The organism is Acinetobacter sp. 161(2023) (assembly GCF_037027805.1).
Classification (GTDB): domain Bacteria; phylum Pseudomonadota; class Gammaproteobacteria; order Pseudomonadales; family Moraxellaceae; genus Acinetobacter.
In genome coordinates this window covers 236,395-254,579 of sequence record NZ_JAZEYD010000003.1, presented here as the reverse complement: position 1 = coordinate 254,579, position 18,185 = coordinate 236,395, and the positions used below count along the sequence as shown (strand labels likewise).

The window sequence follows — 18,185 nt, the reverse complement described above, 5'->3', positions numbered from 1 at the left end:
TGAATGGCATAGTATAAAAGATGCAAGGCATAGATTTACATACACATAGCAATATTTCTGATGGAACTTTGTCTCCGGAATTACTGGTGCAAGCTGCTATTGATGTAAATCTGCATACTTTGGCTTTAACTGACCACGATACAATGGATGGGTTGCAGCGAGCTAGAATTGCTGCACAAGGTCATGATTTAAAAATCATTTCTGGTACTGAGATTTCAAGTCAGTGGTCACGCCCAACAACGAAGAAGAGTTATGGCGTACATATTGTTGCTTTAAACATGCAAGATGAAGCACCAATTTTAGAAGCATTAGAACAACAAAAAAGAGTACGAGCACAAAGAGCTAAAGTCATTTGCGATTTATTAGAAAAATGTATTGGTTTTCAGATTTATGAAGATGTTCTTGCCAAAGTGGAAAATCAGGCTGACCGTGTAACAAGAACTCATATTGCTAAAACACTGGTCGAGAAGAATGTAGTAACTCGTCCTCAACAAGCGTTTGATCGTTTTTTAAAAGAGGGAAGACGTGCCTTTGTTAAGTTTGAAGGATTAGGATTAAAAGAAACAATTAATGTGATTCATGAAAGTAAGGGTCTTGCAGTTTTAGCACACCCCACTCGTTATGATTTATCTGCTACTAACATTCGATATTTAATTGAATTGTTCGCAACTTCAGGTGGAGATGCAATTGAGCTACCTCCACCCATGGAAACTTTATCTACTCGCCAGATGGTTGATCGGATGATTGAGCAATATCAATTAGCTGTATCGATTGGCAGTGACTTTCATGGTGAAAATATGCCATGGATTAAACTAGGAAATACACCTAAACCAACGGCTAATCAGCAAGGTATTTGGGAACGTTTTCTCTAAGACTTTACAGTAAGTTATTATCTTGAGCTTGAATTGGTGGAGGTGTAGGTTTCCCCAAAGTTCCTAAAAGTTCAATTTCGATACTACGTACCATGGCATCTAAAGGTAAATCATTGCTTTGAGTACCAAAAGGCTCTTCAATTTCCGAACTTAGTGCATCAAGCCCTAAGAATGTATATGCCAAAATTCCAACCAGTAAAGGTGTTGCTAAACCAAGCAATGAACCAAGACTAAACGGCAACATAAAACAGAAAAAATAGACCGTGCGATTAAGCAAAACTGAATAGGCAAATGGAATGGGGGTATTGGCAATTCGGTCACAGCCAGTTTGTACTACACTTAAATCTGAAACATTTTTATTCATCTGCGCATAGATGATGTCAGAGATTTCACCTTCTTTAAGCGCTTGTAATAATTCCCAGTGAATGAGGCTCAGCGTGTACTGAGGGGCATTATTTTGCTGATAGAGTTGGGTAAGTGCTTGCTGGCTCATACCACTGGTTTGTATTAACTCAGTTGGGTTTGCAGTCTGACGACGTAAACGATCACGTAATACATTGGCAAAAACAATCACATGTTGAATGACACGTTCACGGCGGGCCTGAGTCAAAATTCGGCAGTCACGGTCAAAATGGCGCGAAGTTGCAATTAAAACACCCCATAATTTTCGTGCTTCCCACCAACGGTCATAACATGCAGTATTTTTAAATCCTAAGAAAATAGAAAGTACGACACCAATCAGAGTAAAGCCAACCAAAGGAATTTCTGGAAAACGATAAAGGTTGATGTATTCCACGCCACCAATGATTGCCGAGATCAACATAACAAACCCTAAGGAGGGGAGAATTTTGGGTAAAATTGTTCCTCGCCAAGAGAATAAAACTTTGAAAATACTAGGTTGATCACGAACAATCATTTTATTTTAAGCATCACTATTTTTGTTTTGATCTTCTAGGCTTAGTTAAGCTTTGTCAATATTATTGAGCTGATATTGTTGCGGGGTTGAGCAGTTGTTGTTCAGCAAATGAAAAGCTTCCTTCTGGAGAAATAATAAAATGATCCAAGAGATGTATTTCGACAAGTTGACATGCATGTTCTAGTTGTTGAGTTAAGGCAATATCTTCAGGAGAAGGCTGTGCTGAACCAAATGGATGGTTGTGTGCAATCACGAGCTGACAAGCATGTTGTTGTAAGGCGTAGCGTAGGGTTTGATTGACCGAGACCGCACAATGCTGCACAGAACCAAAAAATAGCTTTTTAAAATGGAGCTTTCTTAATTCTGGGTCTAGACACAGCACCGCAAAGACTTCTTGTTTCTCGCCTTTTAATTCATAGCGCAAATAATCCAAAACTAAATCAGAAGAGTGAAGACTAAGATCATTCTTCTGAAAGTGATGATCGAGATAACGCCGTCCGAGTTCTTTGACTGCCAGTAATTGAGAATATTTCGTTGCTCCAATTCCGTTAAATTGAGTTAGGTCACTTAACGATGAATCAAATACTGCATTTAGGCTACCAAAATGTTGAATGAGTAAACGTGACAATTCGACTGCTGAATGTTGCCTTGAACCTGAGCGAAGAAAAATCGCCAATAGCTCTGCATCAGAGAGACTTTGAGGGCCTTGTTGTAATAACCGTTCTCTTGGCCGTTCTTGTTCGGGCCAATTTTTAATAGAAGTATTCATATTCCCCAGCATAATTCGCTTAAAATTTTATTTTGTTTGCCCAATCAATCTTGGGTCTGCGCGTATTTAATGCTATTGTGAGCGCCACTGCAACAGTAAGGTATCCTGTTCGTGAGCTTTGATCTAAGTGTTATTCCTCATAAAAACATCGTTTTAGCTGTTACTGGCGGAATTGCTGCCTATAAAAGTGCCATCTTAGTCCGCCGCCTCAAAGATTATGGCTTTGATGTGCGTGTGGTCATGACACATGGCGCTCAGGCATTTATTACCCCACTAACTTTTCAGGCTCTTTCTGGTAATCCGGTTCATACTGAACTTTTAGACCCTGCGGCTGAAGCTGGAATGGGACATATTGAATTAGCGCGTTGGGCTGATTTACTACTGGTTGCCCCTGCAAGTTGCGATACTTTGGCAAAATTTGCGCATGGTTTAGCAGATGACTTACTCAGTACAGTATTTTTGGCAACAAAATCTCCTGTATGGGTTGCACCTGCCATGAACCAGCAAATGTGGGCGGCTAAAGCTACACAACGAAATTTACAAACCTTGGTCGAAGATGGTGTGCATGTGATCATGCCAGATGCGGGTGAGCAGGCGTGTGGTGATGTTGGTTTAGGCCGTATGCCAGAGCCAGAAGAAATTGCGAGACAAGTAGCCGGCTATTTCCATCAAGCTCAACGTGCAATCGCTGAAAAATTTGGGTTGTTAGCTGGAAAGCGAGTTGTTATTACTGCTGGCCCAACGCGTGAAGCGATTGACCCTGTTCGTTATATCTCGAACCATAGTACCGGTAAAATGGGCTTTGCTTTAGCGGCTGCTTGTTACGCTGCTGGTGCACAAGTGACTCTGATTGCTGGGCCTGTCAGTTTGGATACACCAAATGGTGTAAAAAGAGTAAATGTTGCCTCAGCACGACAAATGTTAGATATCAGTATGAACTCGTTAGAAACAGGCTGCGATATCTTCATTGCAACTGCCGCAGTCGCTGACTATCGCGTAGCAGAAGTTGCCGAGCATAAAATTAAGAAGGCAGGGGATGAATTGAATGTTTCCCTTGTAAAAAATCCAGATATTGTGGCAACAATCGCAGGTCAGGAAAAACGTCCATTTATGGTGGGCTTTGCAGCTGAAACACAAAATGTTGAAGAATATGCGGCAGGAAAACTGGTTGCTAAAAAACTAGATATGATTGCATGTAACGATGTGTCTCGTGCAGATATTGGTTTTGCTTCTGATGAAAATGCGATGACGGTTTTCTTTGCTGAAAACTATCACATGAAAAAGCGTGAGTTAGAGAAAGCATCTAAACAAGAAATTTCTCAACAGTTGGTTGAAGCAATTTCGGATGCATTGCGCCGTAAATAATATGTTTTAAATAAAAAAACCGCGAATTAATCGCGGTTTTTTTATATGTTTTACTTTATCCAACTTAAGGAATGTCATCCTCAAATTCAGGTTTAACCTGAACGATGAAGTCCTGACGGTTAAGGCCACGCCATAAGGCAAAAGCTGTACCGATATAAATTGAAGAGTAAGTACCTACAAAGATACCGACAAACATTGCAATAGAGAACCAGTGTAAGCCATCACCACCTAAGAACATCATTGCTAGAACGACTAGCATTAAGGTCATGGATGTATGAATGGTACGACGTAAAGTTTCGGTTAATGCAATATCGACGATTTCACGAGGAGTCGCTCCACGAATTTTACGGAAATTTTCACGGATACGGTCTGACACTACAATGTTATCGTTAAGCGAGAAGCCAATAACAGCAAGTACCGCAGCTAAAACCGTAAGGTCAAACGGCCACTGGAATAATGCAAAAGCACCAATAATAATGATGATGTCGTGGAATAAAGACATCACGGCACCCATCGCGAGTTTAAACTCGAAACGGATGGTCACGTAGATCAACATTAAAATAAGTGCAAGCGCAACCGCACCAGCAGAACGAACATAGAGCTCGTTACCTACTTGACCACCAACAGAGTCCACTTTATGAACTACTGCGGCATTGTTTGGTAATTGCACAGCCTTATTGATGGCATTACTAAGGTCTTCGACCTTAATATCTTGTACAGGCATGCGCACGATTAAGTCTTTATTACTACCCAGTGTTTGTACTACAGCATCTTTAAAACCAGCTTTACCGAGTGCCTGAACGACTTCAGACTGATTCGCTGGTTGAGCATAGTTCAACTCGACAGAAACACCACCAGTAAAGTCTAAACCGAGGTTAAGACCTTTAGTTGCAATAAATAAAATACTCGCCAATGTAATCAGGATCGAGAAGATTGCCGCAGGTTTGGCAATCTTCATGAACGGGATGATTTTTGCATCATCCGGACGAGTATATTGTTTTGAATCTTGTTGAGTCATTTTAGTCATCATCGATCTCCTTAAATGCTCAACTTTTTCAAGTTACGGCGTTTACCATAAATGATTTGTACAATTGCGCGAGTCACTGTAATAGAAGTAAACATCGAACACACAATACCAATCATTAATGTTACAGCGAAACCTTTAATTGTGCCTGAACCAATTGCAAACAAAATGAAAGCAACGAGGAACGTCGTTAAGTTCGAGTCAAAAATGGTGTTATAGGCTCGATCATAACCGGCCACAATGGCCTGCTTGGGCGAGGCTCCCCAGAGTATTTCTTCTCGAATACGTTCACATATCAATACGTTAGAATCGACTGCCATACCAATGGTAATAACGATACCGGCAATACCCGGTAAGGTGAGGGAGGCCCCAATCCATGACATAACCGTTAAAATCATTGCCAAGTTAACAACGAGTGCAAAGTTAGCGATTAAACCGAATAGACGGAAGAAAACCACCATCCAGATTGCAACAAGCAAGAAGCCGATTTGAGTTGATAATACGCCTTTATCAATGTTTTCTTGACCAAGACTTGGGCCAACCACACGTTCTTCAACAAAATACATTGGCGCAGCCAAAGCACCTGCACGTAGCATTAATGCAAGTTCTGATGCTTCTTGAGGAGAACTTAAACCAGTAATACGGAAAGTTGAACCTAAAACGGCTTGAACAGTTGCAGCATTGATGACTACAGATTCAGTGTATGGAGTACGAACTTCTGTTTGAGCACCAGTTTTTGGATCTGTGACATAAGTAATTTTTTGCTTATTTTCGATGAACAATACCGCCATGCGTTTACCAACAGCATTACGAGTTGCATCGGACATAAGCTTGCCGCCAGCACTGTCGAGAGTAATATTTACCTCGGCACCACCAGAGTCTTGGCTGAAGCCAGAACTTGCATTTTGAACACGTTCACCAGTCAAGATACGGTTACGTTGCAACAAAAGTTGACGACCGCTGTCTAAAGACTGATAAGCAAAAACTTCTGTGCCCGGAGGTAAAGGTTGACCATTATATTTACCTGTATATGGGTCAATATATTGATCATTTGAGTCAGAAACCAAACGGAATTCGAGGTTTGCAGTACGACCTAAAACACGTTTAGCCTCAGCTGTATCTTGCACACCCGGTAATTCAACAACAATACGGTTGCTACCCTGACTTTGTACCAATGCTTCTGCAACACCAAGTTCGTTAATACGATTACGTAATGTTGTTAAGTTTTGATTCACCGCATATGACTGGATTTCTTGGCGACGTACATCAGTATAAGAAAGCTTTAAAGTAGAACCAGTAGAGCTTGCTAATGCCTGTTGGGTATATTCATTCCCATTACGACGTAAAAAATCCATTGCTGCATCACGGTCAGCATTGTCAGTAAATTGAACAGTGATCACATTATTAGTTAATGCAAGACTATTAAATTTGATCTTGTTTTCACGGAACTGACGACGCAAATCGGTGGCAGAGGTTTCCATACGTTGGGCAACGGCTTTGTCCATATCTACTTCAAGTAAGAAGTGGACACCACCACGTAAGTCCAAACCAAGTTTCATTGGTTTTGCGCCAATCTTTTGCAGCCATTCTGGTGTGGTTGGTGCAAGGTTTAGGGCGACAACATATTGATCACCTAAGTCACGGCGTAATACTTCTTTTGCTTTCAACTGCGCTTCAGAAGAACTGACACGCAAGAGGGCAGCATTATTTGTAAAAGTATTATCGTGACTTGCAATATTTGCTGTTTTTAAAATTTGCTCTGCTTTTTGCACCACACTTTGATCAATTTGGGTACCAGCTTTGGCACCGGAAATTTGAACGGCGGGCTCATCCGGATATAGACTAGGCAGTGCGTATAATGTACTGATTACCAGAACAACCAGAATCAGTAAATATTTCCATGCAGGGTAACGCATTCGCTTTCTTCTTAAATGAAAAAGCCGTGCTAAAGCACGACTGTTTTATGATTAAAGGTTATTTAGAGTGCCTTCAGGTAATACTGAAATTACGCTGGCACGCTGAATTTTTACTTCTACACCACGGCTAAGTTCAACAACTGCATAGTCACCTTCAATTTTGGTTACTTTGCCCATTAAACCACCAGCGAATACAACTTCACTACCTACACCTAAGCTTTCGATTAAAGAACGGTGCTCTTTAGCACGTTTTGCTTGAGGGCGCCAAATTAAGAAATAAAAGATTGCAACGAATACAACAATCATCAAGATGTTTGGCAAAATACCAGTAGTTGGGCCTGCTGCTGGTGCTGCATGTGCAGCAGAAATTAAAAAGCTCATTTTGATTTCCTAAAGTTAAAAATATGAGTCAGATACCTGACATAATCCTAATTCGTTTTGCAATTTACCTTGTCTTGAGGTTGAGCGCAAATCGGGCTTATTCGTCAACTGGACATGGTGGAACTTCTAAACCACGGCGGGCATAAAAGTCCTGAACAAATTCATCAAATGTGCCATTCTCTAATGCATCACGCATACCTTCAGTTAAACGTTGGTAATAACGTAAGTTATGAATGGTACCGAGCATAGACGCTAACATCTCTCCACATTTTTCAAGATGGAATAGATAAGCACGGGTAAAGTTCTTACAAGTGTAGCAATCGCAATGTGGATCGAGCGGACTTTGGTCATGGCGATATTTACTATTACGAATACGTACCAGACCATCAGTGACAAAATAATGACCGTTTCGCGCATTACGGGTTGGCATTACACAGTCGAACATATCGACACCACGGCGCACCGCTTCAACGATATCTTCTGGTTTACCAACACCCATCAAGTAACGCGGTTTGTCTTGTGGCATTTTGCTTGGTAGATAATCTAAAACTTTGATCATCTCATCTTTAGGTTCACCTACAGATAAGCCGCCAATCGCATAACCGTCAAAGCCAATTTCAAGAAGACCATTTAAAGACTCATCACGTAAGTCTTCATACATACCGCCTTGAATGATGCCAAATAACGCATTCTTATTTTTGAGCTCATCATGATGATGAGTTTTACAACGTTTTGCCCAGCGTAAAGAAAGCTGCAAAGATTTTTGTGCTTCTTCATGCGTTGCAGGATAAGGTGTACATTCATCAAAAATCATGACGATATCAGAGTTCAATACCTGCTGAATTTCCATAGAAATTTCAGGCGATAAAAATACTTTTGAACCATCAATCGGCGAGCGGAAAGTAACACCTTCCTCTTTGATTTTGCGCATTGCGCCAAGACTAAAAACCTGAAAACCGCCAGAGTCAGTCAAAATTGGCTTATCCCATTTAATAAAGTTATGCAAACCGCCGTGTTCTTTAATCACTTCAAGACCCGGACGCAAATATAAATGGAATGTATTTCCTAAAATAATTTGTGCCTGAATGTCTTCGATATCACGCGGTAACATACCTTTGACTGTGCCGTAAGTCCCCACTGGCATAAAAACAGGTGTTTCAACAACACCATGCTCTAAAGTTAAACGACCACGACGGGCGCGCCCCGACTGACCTAATTTTTCAAACTTCATCTAAAAATCCTGAACACGAGCAGAGGCGAAGAAACAGTTCGCTGCTAAAAAGAGAGCTATTTTCCTTGATTCTGCGATGTAGTTCTACTACTAAATGTAGCTGGCTATAAAATAGATAAAATTTCCGACAAGTTAGGGGCTGTTTTTTCCCCCTATTAAAAATTAGGTTTATAGTCAAAATTTTCATTAACAAGATTATCCTTAAAAGGACGAATCGCTTTCTTGGATAAAGTTAATGTATTGATGAGATTGTTAGGGAATACTTCGATCTGGTTGTTGAACAGCTCAACATTACGGTTAAAAATAGTAATCGCAGCACCTACATTTTCGTTTTGTTCCTGAATGTCATCCATCATTTTGCTATAAAGTGAATCGGCTTTAAGCTCAGGGTAGTTTTCAACAACAACATTTAAGCTTCGAATCAGCTCTTGGCTCATTTTTTCAATTTGCTGTAGCTGAGAAATATCAGTGTTATTCACATTTAAATTAAGAATTTGCTGACGTAGTTCGGTGACTTTTTCTAATGTCGATTTTTCAAACTGAGTATATTGATTCAGTGTTGTCTCAAGCGCCTCTAAAGTTTTGACTTTTTGACGCTCGAAATTGGTAACCTCTGCCCAAGCACGTTTGGTCGCGTTAAAATAACGTACGATGGTATTGCGGATGTGAACGCCCCAGACGATCAGTACAACAAAAATCCCCAAGAAAATAAATAAACCAGTCATGGTCAGTTCCTTATTGTTATTCTCTCAGTTTACTTTTTAACTTCTCATTTTTTAATGAGACGACAATCAAGTAATACGAGAGATTTATTTAATTAAGTTCAACATTAATTGCTGAAATTTTTCATATTGCGGCATGGTCATGGTACGCAAGTGCCCACGCAATGCTGAAACATCATGAATTTCACTTTGCTTACTGGTGGTCTGAAAAAGATTTTGCTCGCCCAGATAACACAAAATTTGTTCTTCGTGATGATAAATTAAATCACCTTTAAAGTGCTGAAAAAAATCATTTAATTTTAAAGTTAAGCTTGGGCTGACCTCTTTGGCCAACTGGTGTTGATTAACCCCCCAAATATTAAGTTCTTGGTTAATTAAAATATCGCTACTTTGCCATTCACTGCTGTAGGGAGTAAAAAACCGAGAACGTTGATTGCTAACAGCAATACCCAAAGCTGGTATTTGAAATATAAAAGCGCCCCATAAATCTTTATGAATTTCTTTTATAATTTTTTTATCGCTACTTTGGTCTTGAATAATAGGGATTTCATTAACGTAATGATATTGAAACAACAAGACTTGATGATCGGTTACACCATCGTTCCATGTCGTCGAAGCAAACTGAGTAATTTCGTTAGACTCAGTACCTCGGTTAAACAGAGGGAAATACTGTTTTAATTTACTTAGAACTAAAACTGGCTGAGCATGAATGGGAAGATAAGCTGGTAACTGCTGAAACTGTAAACCGTAACGCAAAATCACCATACGCTGTTCTAGATAACGGATAACTTGCGTTAATGGTTCTTGAGACTGATAGAGTAAATAAGCCAGAAACCCTGTTAAAAAGGCACCTAAAAAGCTCCAAATAAATTGAATATGTGGATGAAGAAAATAGCCAAAGGCCAATGTTGTGATGCTGCAAATGGCGAGTAAATAGGGGAGCACATTAAAAAAGCGAAGGTTGTGATCTTCACGCCATGGATGTAAAGCATCTAAAAGATCTTGGGCTGAATGAGATTTTTGTCCAGCATCCCAAAGTCGAGCAATATTGCGAAAAACCTGTGTATTTTTTTTACGCCTTATATGAAGAGCTTCTTGTACAGTATCGATTGGCATGGAAGTAATGAGTTCATCATCATAAAGAGCTATTTCTAGATTATCTTTTAAATTGAAAGAGATAAATACTTAATGGTTTTAAATTTAGAATTTGTTTTTAAAAATTGATGCCTGAGTTTTATCGATAAATTTTTGAGAGACAAGGTTAGGTTCATTATCTGTTTATTGTAAGTATTTGGGCTGGGTTAAACCTTTTCATTAATTGATATGGTTTAACCCAACCTTAATTTTTAAACTTCTAATTTATCAACTAGCATTGCATCGCCATAACTAAAGAAACGATAGCGGCTTTTAACTGCATGCTCATAGGCAGCTAAAATGTTGTCTCGATTTGATAGTGCTGATACCAACATGAGCAGAGTAGACTCTGGCAAATGGAAGTTGGTAATTAAACGGTCTACGATGCAGAACTCATAGCCCGGATAGATAAAGATTTGTGTGTCACCAGTCCAAGCTGCGATTTTTCCGCCGTGTGCTTGGGCTGCACTTTCTAAGGCACGTGTCGCAGTTGTACCAACAGCAATCACTTTATTACCGCGTGCTTTAGTCGCCAAAATTAAATCAATGGTTTCTTGAGGTACATCACACCATTCACTGTGCATGATATGGTTGGTAATGTCATCAGTGCGAACTGGCATAAATGTGCCAGCACCAACGTGTAAAGTCACAAAGGTTTTTTGAACATTTTTTTGTTCTAATTTTTCTAAAAGTGTTTCATCAAAATGCAAGCTTGCAGTAGGTGCTGCAACACTAGCAATTTTTTCTGGGTTATGGAAAACCGTTTGATAGCGTTCAGTGTCAATTTCTTCTGCTTCACGGTTAAAATAAGGCGGAATAGGTAGCTGACCATATTGCTCAAGTACAGGCAAAATTGGCTGTGAAAACTCAACCACAAATAAATTTTCGTGACGACCACGTACAATCACAGGAATGTTATCTGCACCAACAAAAATCTCGGCACCGGCTTTAGGTGAGTTACTTGATTTAATATGACAATACGCTGTGGTGTGGTTCAGCATGCGCTCAACCAAAATCTCAATAGCACCACCTGTAGAACGTTTTCCTTTAAGTCGAGCTTTCATGACTTTGGTGTCATTGAGCACTAGCAGATCGCCTTCTTCGAACAGATCAATAATGTCGGTGAACATGTGATCGTGATATTGACCCTTTGAGTCTAAGTGCAACAACCGCGAAGCACTACGTGATTCGAGAGGGTAACGGGCAATAAGTTCATCAGGTAATTCAAAGGAAAAGTCAGACAGTTGCATATTTAGAAAAAAACACCGCAAAAATTGGGCCTAGTATAAACTTTTTCGCTTTTTTATGGCTGTGCTTATGGCCTAAATCATGAAAAATGTTTAAATGATCTAAAAGTGAACGATAATATTCACTTAGGGTTTGACAAGTTTTACAAACGCGCTAATATACGCAACACAAACATACTTCCTCTCCCGAGGTGGTGAAATTGGTAGACGCGGCGGACTCAAAATCCGCTGTCAGAGATGACGTGTCGGTTCGAGTCCGACCCTCGGGACCATATTCAGAATCGTAAGATTCTACGAAAACCCCTAAGTTAACGGCTTAGGGGTTTTTTGTTGGGTTAAAATAACTGCCTATCAATTATAATTTTATCTTTTATTGTTAATTTATAGAAAGTTTTGATCTCTTATGAAATTTCATTTGGGAGATGATTTGTGAAAATAGGTGATGATCTATAATTTTGGTGGAATAAATAGATCTGTTCTTCATTCAAAGTCTTGAGTTGTAAATTTTGATTAGAATATAAAAGACAAGATAGGGTATACGATTTAGGTAGGATTATTTTTCTACTTATTATTTTACAATTAGAGAGTAAATTATGAATAAAAAAATTATAGGGGTAATCTGCGGGTTAATCATTTTGATTTTTGGGTATTTATACGCTTCGCCTTATATCATTTTAAATAGTATTAAGAATGCATTGAAAGAGAATGATAGTGAAAAGGTTTCTGCTTATATTGACTATACAAGCGTACGCCAAAGTCTGAAAGATCAGATGAATGCTTATATGCTAAAAGAGATCACAACTAAAGAAGCAAATGGTTGGGAAGCCTTAGGTGCAATGATGGCTTCAACTTTGGCTGAAAAAATGGTCGATGCGGTGGTAACACCGGAAGGTATGACCTTGATGCTGCAAGGGAAGGATCTTAGAAAAAGTTTAACTGGTAATATAGAAGATACGCCTAAAGAAAGAACAGATACCCCAAAGATAGAATATAGAACTCGGTATTTATCGATGAATATGTTTGAAGTAACTTTTAAAAATAAAGAGAATGATACGGATTTGAAAATCATTATGGAGCGTAATGGTTTGAGCTGGAAAATAAAAAAGATTGTTCTACCAATCGATGAGATAAAACCTAAGCAAAAACTAGAGTGATAATTATACTGGGCTATGGAAGCTGCTATTCAACTGTATGGTTATAATGTCCAAGATAATTAAATCATTAATGTAAACAATAATCTGAAAAAAACCAAGTTGTTGGTCTTTTTTTGAAAGAATACTTTTTATTTATTTATTTTTACTATTTATAAACTCGCATTTCTAACATCTTACAACTCTTTACCTTCAAACATTTGTTGTATTTTCCTAAAAACTGCCCACTTTATGTATCTAAAAACCTTTAATTGAAACTTCACATTTCTATTTTGAAAAGAACGTTGCTCTTTTTATGTACTGTGTTAAAGTTTGTAGTAGATCATAATGATTATAAGTAAATTTTTTAAGAGCGTTTCCGACCAAAAACGACAAAATCTGTGAGGCGGGTAATGACATTCCAGCGTTTAGAACTAAATCAGGTTGAGCAATTAAGTGCTTGTAGAATTTCTCTGTTGCTTGGGTTAAATGCCGAGCAGAACTACATCGAGCAATTTTTCCGGTTTAGTCTTCGTCTTTTGAATTGTAAAAAAGCCTTATTGACTTTTAATCAGGAACCTTACTTTTGGCATCGTTGCCCCGAGGGCATGACGGCAATTTCGTTTAAGCCTTCGAAACATTTAAAACAGTGCTTTGCTAAACAACAGATCATTAATCACTCACATCCTTCTTATCAAAACTTAACCAACTATTTAAAAGAACTAAACATCGAGTGCAGCAGGGCATTGGCCGTGCATCTTTTACATCCTGATAAAACGTCTATGGGCTTTGCTGTCTTTTTCGATGACGATGCAGCTACATTTGAAGATGACGATATTCAATTGCTGCTCGATTACTGTTCTACTTTTATGCAGCAAGTCGAATTGAAATTTAACTATGAAGAATTAAACGAACTCTATGAACAACAGGTAGCGATTAACTCAAGTAAAACTAAATTTTTCTCGATTATTTCGCATGACTTACGAGCACCGTTTCATGGCTTGCTCGGGTTTTCTGAAGTACTCGCCAAAGAGCGTGAAACTTTAGATGAGTCTAGTATTCAAAACATTGCAGATTATTTATATGACACCTCACAATCGACCTATAACTTACTTGAAAGCTTACTGACATGGGCGATGGCAGAGGGTGGGCGTTTTGTTTATCACCCAATTAACTTTAAGCTTAGACAAGTCAGCAATATTGTTTGCGATGTATTACGTACCTTAGCTTTAAAGAAAAATATCGAACTGGTTAATGATGTTCCAGATGATTTAAACATCTATGCCGATATCAATATGATGACCTCTGTCATTCAAAACTTGGTGTCAAATGCGCTGAAATTTACCGATGTTGATGGATCTGGGAAAGTTTTTATTGAAGCGAGACAAGCTGATAAAAATATAGAAATAACAGTTCGGGACACTGGTTTAGGCATGACCGAAAAACAAATGACAAATTTGTTCCATCCACGTATTACAGCCAGCTTTAAAGGAACCGCAGGTGAAAAAGGTGCGGGCCTAGGTTTGAGCCTTTGTAAGCGTTTTGTCGAAATTAATCAGGGACAAATTGATGTCAGCTCAAAAGAGGGCGTAGGAACGACATTTAAAGTTTTATTACCTTCGGCTCAGGAATATCATGATGCTCATGTCGAGCATTACTCTTCAACGGAAGCAAAATTAGTCTAAGCCCTTTTCCTACTCCTACTCGAACTGCTATAACTAAAAACAGAGTACGAGGAAAAGAGCTTTTTATATGAATGCGGAGCAGTTACAAAAAACATTGCGTGCTAGTCAGTACGCAGAACAAGTTTTAGGCCTACATCAGGCTGTTTTAGAACAAGATTACCAACTAGATCAATTTACTGCCCCGCTCTCGACCGAACAGATTTACCAATTTGTACAAACCACATTAGATGGAATTGGTGACGAAACATCTTGGATGCGTGGATTACGCATTTTACGAAGTCGTTTAATGTTCCGTTGGATTTGGCAGGATGCCAATCAGCTTACCGATGTTGTCACACTCACACGCGAACTTTCTGATTTTGCCGATGCCAGTATTTGTGCGGCAAAGGACTTTGCACGTGTAGCACTTGTGGCGAAACACGGTGAACCGATGAGTTACTCTGGCAAAGTTCAAGATTTGATTGTGGTTGCCATGGGTAAACTTGGTGCACAAGAGCTTAATCTGTCGAGTGATATTGACTTGATTTTTGCTTTTGATGAACAGGGCGAAACCAATGGTCGTAAATGCATTGATGTGCAGCAGTTCTGTATTTTATGGGGACAAAAACTCATTTATTTGCTTGAGCACATTACCGCAGATGGTTTTGTGTTTCGAGTAGACATGCGTTTGCGTCCTTGGGGGGATGGCTCGGCATTAGCAATTAGCCATGCAGCTTTGGAAAAATATTTAAGTCAGCATGGTCGTGAATGGGAGCGCTATGCATGGATTAAGGCACGTGTTGTAACTGGGGGTAAAGAAGGGCAAGACTTGTTAGAAATGACACGTCCTTTTGTTTTTCGTCGTTATGTCGATTACACCGCCTTTGCTGCTATGCGCGATATGAAAGCGATGATTGAGCGTGAAGTTTTACGTCGTCATATTGAAGATGATATTAAACTCGGCGCGGGTGGTATTCGCGAAATTGAATTTATTGTTCAGGTGTTCCAGCTTATTTATGGCGGGTCTAAGCGTGAGTTACAAGACCGCCAATGTTTAGTTAGCCTTGAGCACATTGGCGAAGCAGGTTTGTTAGAAAGACAAGCTGTGTTAGAACTTGAAGATTCCTATCTATTTTTGCGCCGTGTTGAACATGCAATTCAAGCCCTCAATGATCAGCAAACTCAGCTATTGCCAGAAGAAATTGACCTAAGACAACGCATTATAGATACCTTGGGTTTTGCGAGCTGGAATGAATTTATTGATGTTCTTAATGAGAAACGTCAAAAAGTAAAGGTTCAGTTTAAGCAGCTCATTGAAGATACCAGCTCCAATGCCGCAACTGAAAACTTTGGACAGTTAGAGCAACAGTTAGATGAAGTGTTGGATGACAATGCGAAAAATCTGATTCATGAATTCTGGCATGGTCACGCACTCAAAAAACTACCTTCAAATGCTGTCCAGCGTTTGAAAACATTCTGGCCTCATTTAATTGAAGTGATATTACAGTCAGAACAACCTCAAACCGCACTTTTACGCTTAATGCCGCTGATTGAATCGGTCATGCGCCGAACCGTGTACTTAGTCATGTTGATTGAAAGTAAAGGTGCATTGCAACGCTTAGTGAAAATGGCGACGGTTAGTCCGTGGATTTGTGAAGAGCTAACGCAATATCCAGTGCTGTTGGATGAGTTCTTATCGATGGGCTTTGAGTTGCCAAAACGCAAGGACTTAGAAGACTCTTTACGTCAGCAATTGCTTCGCATTGAGATTGATCAAGTTGAAGACCAAATGCGCGCACTTCGACTGTTTAAAAAGAGCAATGTACTCACTGTTGCAGCAAGTGATGTGTTAGCGGAAAGCCCGCTAATGAAAGTATCTGATGCATTAACCGATATTGCTGAAGTTAGTGTTAATGCAACACTTCATTTGGCTTATCAGACGGTAGCAAAGCGTCATGGTTACCCATGTGATGTCGAGGGAAAACGTTGCTCACTCGACTACAAAGCCTTTGCCGTTATTGGTTATGGCAAAGTGGGTGGTATTGAGCTGGGTTATGGCTCTGACTTAGACCTTGTCTTTATTCATTATCTAGATGAGCAAGCCGATACGGATGGAACGAAGTCTATTACTGGCTTTGAGTTTGCTATGCGTGTCGCTCAAAAGTTTATGTCACTCATGACCACTCAAACCCTTGATGGCCGTGTCTATGAAATTGATACGCGCTTAAGACCTTCAGGTGAGGCCGGTTTATTGGTGACGAGTCTTAAAGCGTATGAACACTATCAGTTGAAAAGTGCATGGCTTTGGGAGCATCAGGCACTCGTTCGAGCACGCTCTATTGCAGGCGATGAGGTGCTTTGCCAGAAATTTGAAATATTTCGCCGCGAGATATTGACTCAATCTAGAGATGAGGCTTATGTTCGTGAGGAAGTGTTGAAAATGCGTCAGAAAATGAAAGACCATCTAGGTTCATCTTCTGAACAAAAAAAACATGGTATTTTTCATTTAAAACAGGATGCAGGTGGTATCGTAGATATTGAATTTATGGCACAGTATGCTGTACTTGCATGGAGCGGGACGAACCCCGATCTCGCCCATTATTCTGATAATGTAAGAATTTTAGAAGATGCTGCTAAAGCAGACTGCTTATCCAGTGAAGATGCCACAGCATTAATTCGAGCCTATCTTAGTGAACGTGCCGAAAGCCACCGCTTAGCCCTTGCGAATCAATCCATGCAAGTCAGCGCAGCGGACTGGCGTAGTACCCGTGCGGTCGTTTGCAATTTATGGCAAAGATTAATAGACCCAACCGCCTCGGTTGAGTTGGATAGTGAATGATTTTATAACAATTTGGAGTGTTCCATGAATTTGGCTGATCGTGATGGTTTTATTTGGCAAGATGGGCAATTAATTGATTGGCGTGATGCAAAGATTCACGTTTTAACACATACTTTACACTACAGTATGGGCGTATTTGAGGGTGTTCGTGCTTATGAAACCCCTAAAGGTACTGCCATTTTCCGTCTGCAAGACCACACAAAACGTTTGTTAAATTCAGCAAAAATTTATCAAATGAAAGTACCGTATGACCAAGCAACACTTGAACAAGCACAAATTGATGTTGTACGTGAAAATAAACTAGCTTCTTGCTATTTACGTCCGCTTATTTGGATCGGTTCAGAAAAACTTGGTATTGCAGCAACAAATAACACGATTCATGCCGCAGTTGCAGCATGGGCGTGGGGTGCGTACCTTGGTGATGAAGCAATGGCGAATGGTATTCGCGTTAAAACTTCATCGTTTACTCACCATCATCCAAACGTGACCATGTGTAAAGCAAAAGCATCTGGTAACTACACGTTGTCGATTCTTGCTCACCAAGAAGTTGCACATTCTGGTTACGATGAAGCGATGTTAATGGACCCACAAGGTTATGTGTGCCAAGGTTCTGGTGAAAACGTATTCTTGATTAAAGATGGTGTTTTACACACTCCAGATATCGCTGGTGGTGCGCTTGATGGTATTACACGTCAAACAGTAATGACGATTGCTAGAGACCTTGGTTATCCAGTGGTTGAGCGTCGTATTACACGTGACGAATTCTACATTGCTGATGAAGCATTCTTCACTGGTACTGCAGCGGAAGTAACGCCAATTCGTGAATATGATGACCGTCAAATCGGTGCAGGTGGCCGTGGCCCAATTACTACTGAAATTCAAAAGACTTACTTTGATGCAGTTCAAGGTAAAAATCCAAAATATGAACACTGGTTAACTTACGTAAAATAAGTTAATCCGTTAACATGAAAAGGC

Annotated in this window: 15 protein-coding genes and 1 tRNA gene; 7 read left to right on the top strand and 9 right to left on the bottom strand. The window is 39.7% G+C overall.

Annotated elements, in window-relative coordinates; genetic code table 11:
* Nucleotides 1-20: 20 nt before the first annotated feature.
* Nucleotides 21-872: a PHP domain-containing protein gene (locus tag WA249_RS04325; RefSeq protein ID WP_336166619.1), complete on the top strand. Its 852-nt coding sequence runs from the start codon at nt 21-23 to the stop codon at nt 870-872.
* Between the two features lie 4 nt (nt 873-876).
* Here the strand turns inward: WA249_RS04325 and WA249_RS04320 are convergent, their stop codons facing one another.
* Together WA249_RS04320 and radC are read right to left on the bottom strand one after the other, a co-directional pair.
* Nucleotides 877-1,788 carry a bestrophin family protein gene (locus tag WA249_RS04320; RefSeq protein ID WP_005309531.1) on the bottom strand — a complete coding sequence of 304 codons (912 nt, stop codon included), beginning with the start codon at nt 1,786-1,788 and terminating at the stop codon, nt 877-879.
* A gap of 61 nt (nt 1,789-1,849) precedes the next feature.
* Nucleotides 1,850-2,569: a RadC family protein gene (gene radC / locus WA249_RS04315; RefSeq protein ID WP_336166618.1), complete on the bottom strand. Its 720-nt coding sequence runs from the start codon at nt 2,567-2,569 to the stop codon at nt 1,850-1,852.
* A gap of 99 nt (nt 2,570-2,668) precedes the next feature.
* On the opposite strand from radC, the gene coaBC reads away from it, so the two are divergent.
* Complete coding sequence (coaBC, locus tag WA249_RS04310; RefSeq protein ID WP_003655128.1) at nt 2,669-3,922, top strand: bifunctional phosphopantothenoylcysteine decarboxylase/phosphopantothenate--cysteine ligase CoaBC; 1,254 nt, start codon at nt 2,669-2,671, stop codon at nt 3,920-3,922.
* Between the two features lie 64 nt (nt 3,923-3,986).
* Here coaBC and secF read toward each other — a convergent pair whose 3' ends face one another.
* From secF to queA, 7 genes are all read right to left on the bottom strand, one after another.
* Nucleotides 3,987-4,952: a protein translocase subunit SecF gene (secF, locus tag WA249_RS04305; RefSeq protein ID WP_336166617.1), complete on the bottom strand. Its 966-nt coding sequence runs from the start codon at nt 4,950-4,952 to the stop codon at nt 3,987-3,989.
* Nucleotides 4,953-4,960: 8 nt separating this feature from the next.
* Entirely contained in the window at nt 4,961-6,862 is a 1,902-nt protein-coding gene (gene secD, locus WA249_RS04300) for a protein translocase subunit SecD (protein WP_336166616.1), read from the bottom strand.
* Between the two features lie 51 nt (nt 6,863-6,913).
* On the bottom strand, nt 6,914-7,243 hold the full coding sequence (yajC, locus tag WA249_RS04295) for a preprotein translocase subunit YajC (RefSeq protein WP_003655131.1): 330 nt from the start codon (nt 7,241-7,243) through the stop codon (nt 6,914-6,916).
* Between the two features lie 97 nt (nt 7,244-7,340).
* Nucleotides 7,341-8,474 carry a tRNA guanosine(34) transglycosylase Tgt gene (gene tgt, locus WA249_RS04290; RefSeq protein WP_004638765.1) on the bottom strand — a complete coding sequence of 378 codons (1,134 nt, stop codon included), beginning with the start codon at nt 8,472-8,474 and terminating at the stop codon, nt 7,341-7,343.
* A gap of 155 nt (nt 8,475-8,629) precedes the next feature.
* Nucleotides 8,630-9,199 (bottom strand): LemA family protein, encoded by a 570-nt coding sequence (locus WA249_RS04285; RefSeq protein WP_198077930.1) that lies wholly within the window; start codon nt 9,197-9,199, stop codon nt 8,630-8,632.
* A gap of 84 nt (nt 9,200-9,283) precedes the next feature.
* Nucleotides 9,284-10,312 carry a hypothetical protein gene (locus WA249_RS04280; RefSeq protein WP_336166615.1) on the bottom strand — a complete coding sequence of 343 codons (1,029 nt, stop codon included), beginning with the start codon at nt 10,310-10,312 and terminating at the stop codon, nt 9,284-9,286.
* Nucleotides 10,313-10,542: 230 nt separating this feature from the next.
* Nucleotides 10,543-11,580: a tRNA preQ1(34) S-adenosylmethionine ribosyltransferase-isomerase QueA gene (gene queA, locus WA249_RS04275; RefSeq protein ID WP_336166614.1), complete on the bottom strand. Its 1,038-nt coding sequence runs from the start codon at nt 11,578-11,580 to the stop codon at nt 10,543-10,545.
* 182 nt (nt 11,581-11,762) lie between these two features.
* On the opposite strand from queA, the gene WA249_RS04270 reads away from it, so the two are divergent.
* The 5 genes from WA249_RS04270 (at nt 11,763) to WA249_RS04250 (ending at nt 18,161) form a co-directional block, all read left to right on the top strand.
* Nucleotides 11,763-11,849: transfer RNA gene (locus WA249_RS04270), tRNA-Leu, on the top strand.
* A gap of 321 nt (nt 11,850-12,170) precedes the next feature.
* Nucleotides 12,171-12,731 carry a DUF2939 domain-containing protein gene (locus tag WA249_RS04265; RefSeq protein ID WP_336166613.1) on the top strand — a complete coding sequence of 187 codons (561 nt, stop codon included), beginning with the start codon at nt 12,171-12,173 and terminating at the stop codon, nt 12,729-12,731.
* Nucleotides 12,732-13,120: 389 nt separating this feature from the next.
* Nucleotides 13,121-14,392 (top strand): sensor histidine kinase, encoded by a 1,272-nt coding sequence (locus WA249_RS04260; protein WP_336166612.1) that lies wholly within the window; start codon nt 13,121-13,123, stop codon nt 14,390-14,392.
* A 67-nt stretch (nt 14,393-14,459) separates the two neighbouring features.
* Nucleotides 14,460-17,210, top strand: a complete 2,751-nt coding sequence (gene glnE, locus WA249_RS04255; protein WP_336166611.1) for a bifunctional [glutamate--ammonia ligase]-adenylyl-L-tyrosine phosphorylase/[glutamate--ammonia-ligase] adenylyltransferase — start codon at nt 14,460-14,462, stop codon at nt 17,208-17,210.
* 24 nt (nt 17,211-17,234) lie between these two features.
* Nucleotides 17,235-18,161 carry a branched-chain amino acid transaminase gene (locus tag WA249_RS04250; protein WP_336166610.1) on the top strand — a complete coding sequence of 309 codons (927 nt, stop codon included), beginning with the start codon at nt 17,235-17,237 and terminating at the stop codon, nt 18,159-18,161.
* Nucleotides 18,162-18,185: the final 24 nt, after the last annotated feature.

Coding starts and splice junctions, on each gene's coding strand:
- glnE (WP_336166611.1), top strand. CDS start 14,460: ATGAATGCGGAGCAGTTACAAAAAACATTGCGTGCTAGTCAGTACGCA.
- WA249_RS04285 (WP_198077930.1), bottom strand. CDS start 9,199: ATGACTGGTTTATTTATTTTCTTGGGGATTTTTGTTGTACTGATCGTC.
- WA249_RS04320 (WP_005309531.1), bottom strand. CDS start 1,788: ATGATTGTTCGTGATCAACCTAGTATTTTCAAAGTTTTATTCTCTTGG.
- secD (WP_336166616.1), bottom strand. CDS start 6,862: ATGCGTTACCCTGCATGGAAATATTTACTGATTCTGGTTGTTCTGGTA.
- WA249_RS04280 (WP_336166615.1), bottom strand. CDS start 10,312: ATGCCAATCGATACTGTACAAGAAGCTCTTCATATAAGGCGTAAAAAA.
- radC (WP_336166618.1), bottom strand. CDS start 2,569: ATGCTGGGGAATATGAATACTTCTATTAAAAATTGGCCCGAACAAGAA.
- yajC (WP_003655131.1), bottom strand. CDS start 7,243: ATGAGCTTTTTAATTTCTGCTGCACATGCAGCACCAGCAGCAGGCCCA.
- tgt (WP_004638765.1), bottom strand. CDS start 8,474: ATGAAGTTTGAAAAATTAGGTCAGTCGGGGCGCGCCCGTCGTGGTCGT.
- WA249_RS04250 (WP_336166610.1), top strand. CDS start 17,235: ATGAATTTGGCTGATCGTGATGGTTTTATTTGGCAAGATGGGCAATTA.
- queA (WP_336166614.1), bottom strand. CDS start 11,580: ATGCAACTGTCTGACTTTTCCTTTGAATTACCTGATGAACTTATTGCC.
- secF (WP_336166617.1), bottom strand. CDS start 4,952: ATGATGACTAAAATGACTCAACAAGATTCAAAACAATATACTCGTCCG.
- WA249_RS04265 (WP_336166613.1), top strand. CDS start 12,171: ATGAATAAAAAAATTATAGGGGTAATCTGCGGGTTAATCATTTTGATT.
- WA249_RS04260 (WP_336166612.1), top strand. CDS start 13,121: ATGACATTCCAGCGTTTAGAACTAAATCAGGTTGAGCAATTAAGTGCT.
- WA249_RS04325 (WP_336166619.1), top strand. CDS start 21: ATGCAAGGCATAGATTTACATACACATAGCAATATTTCTGATGGAACT.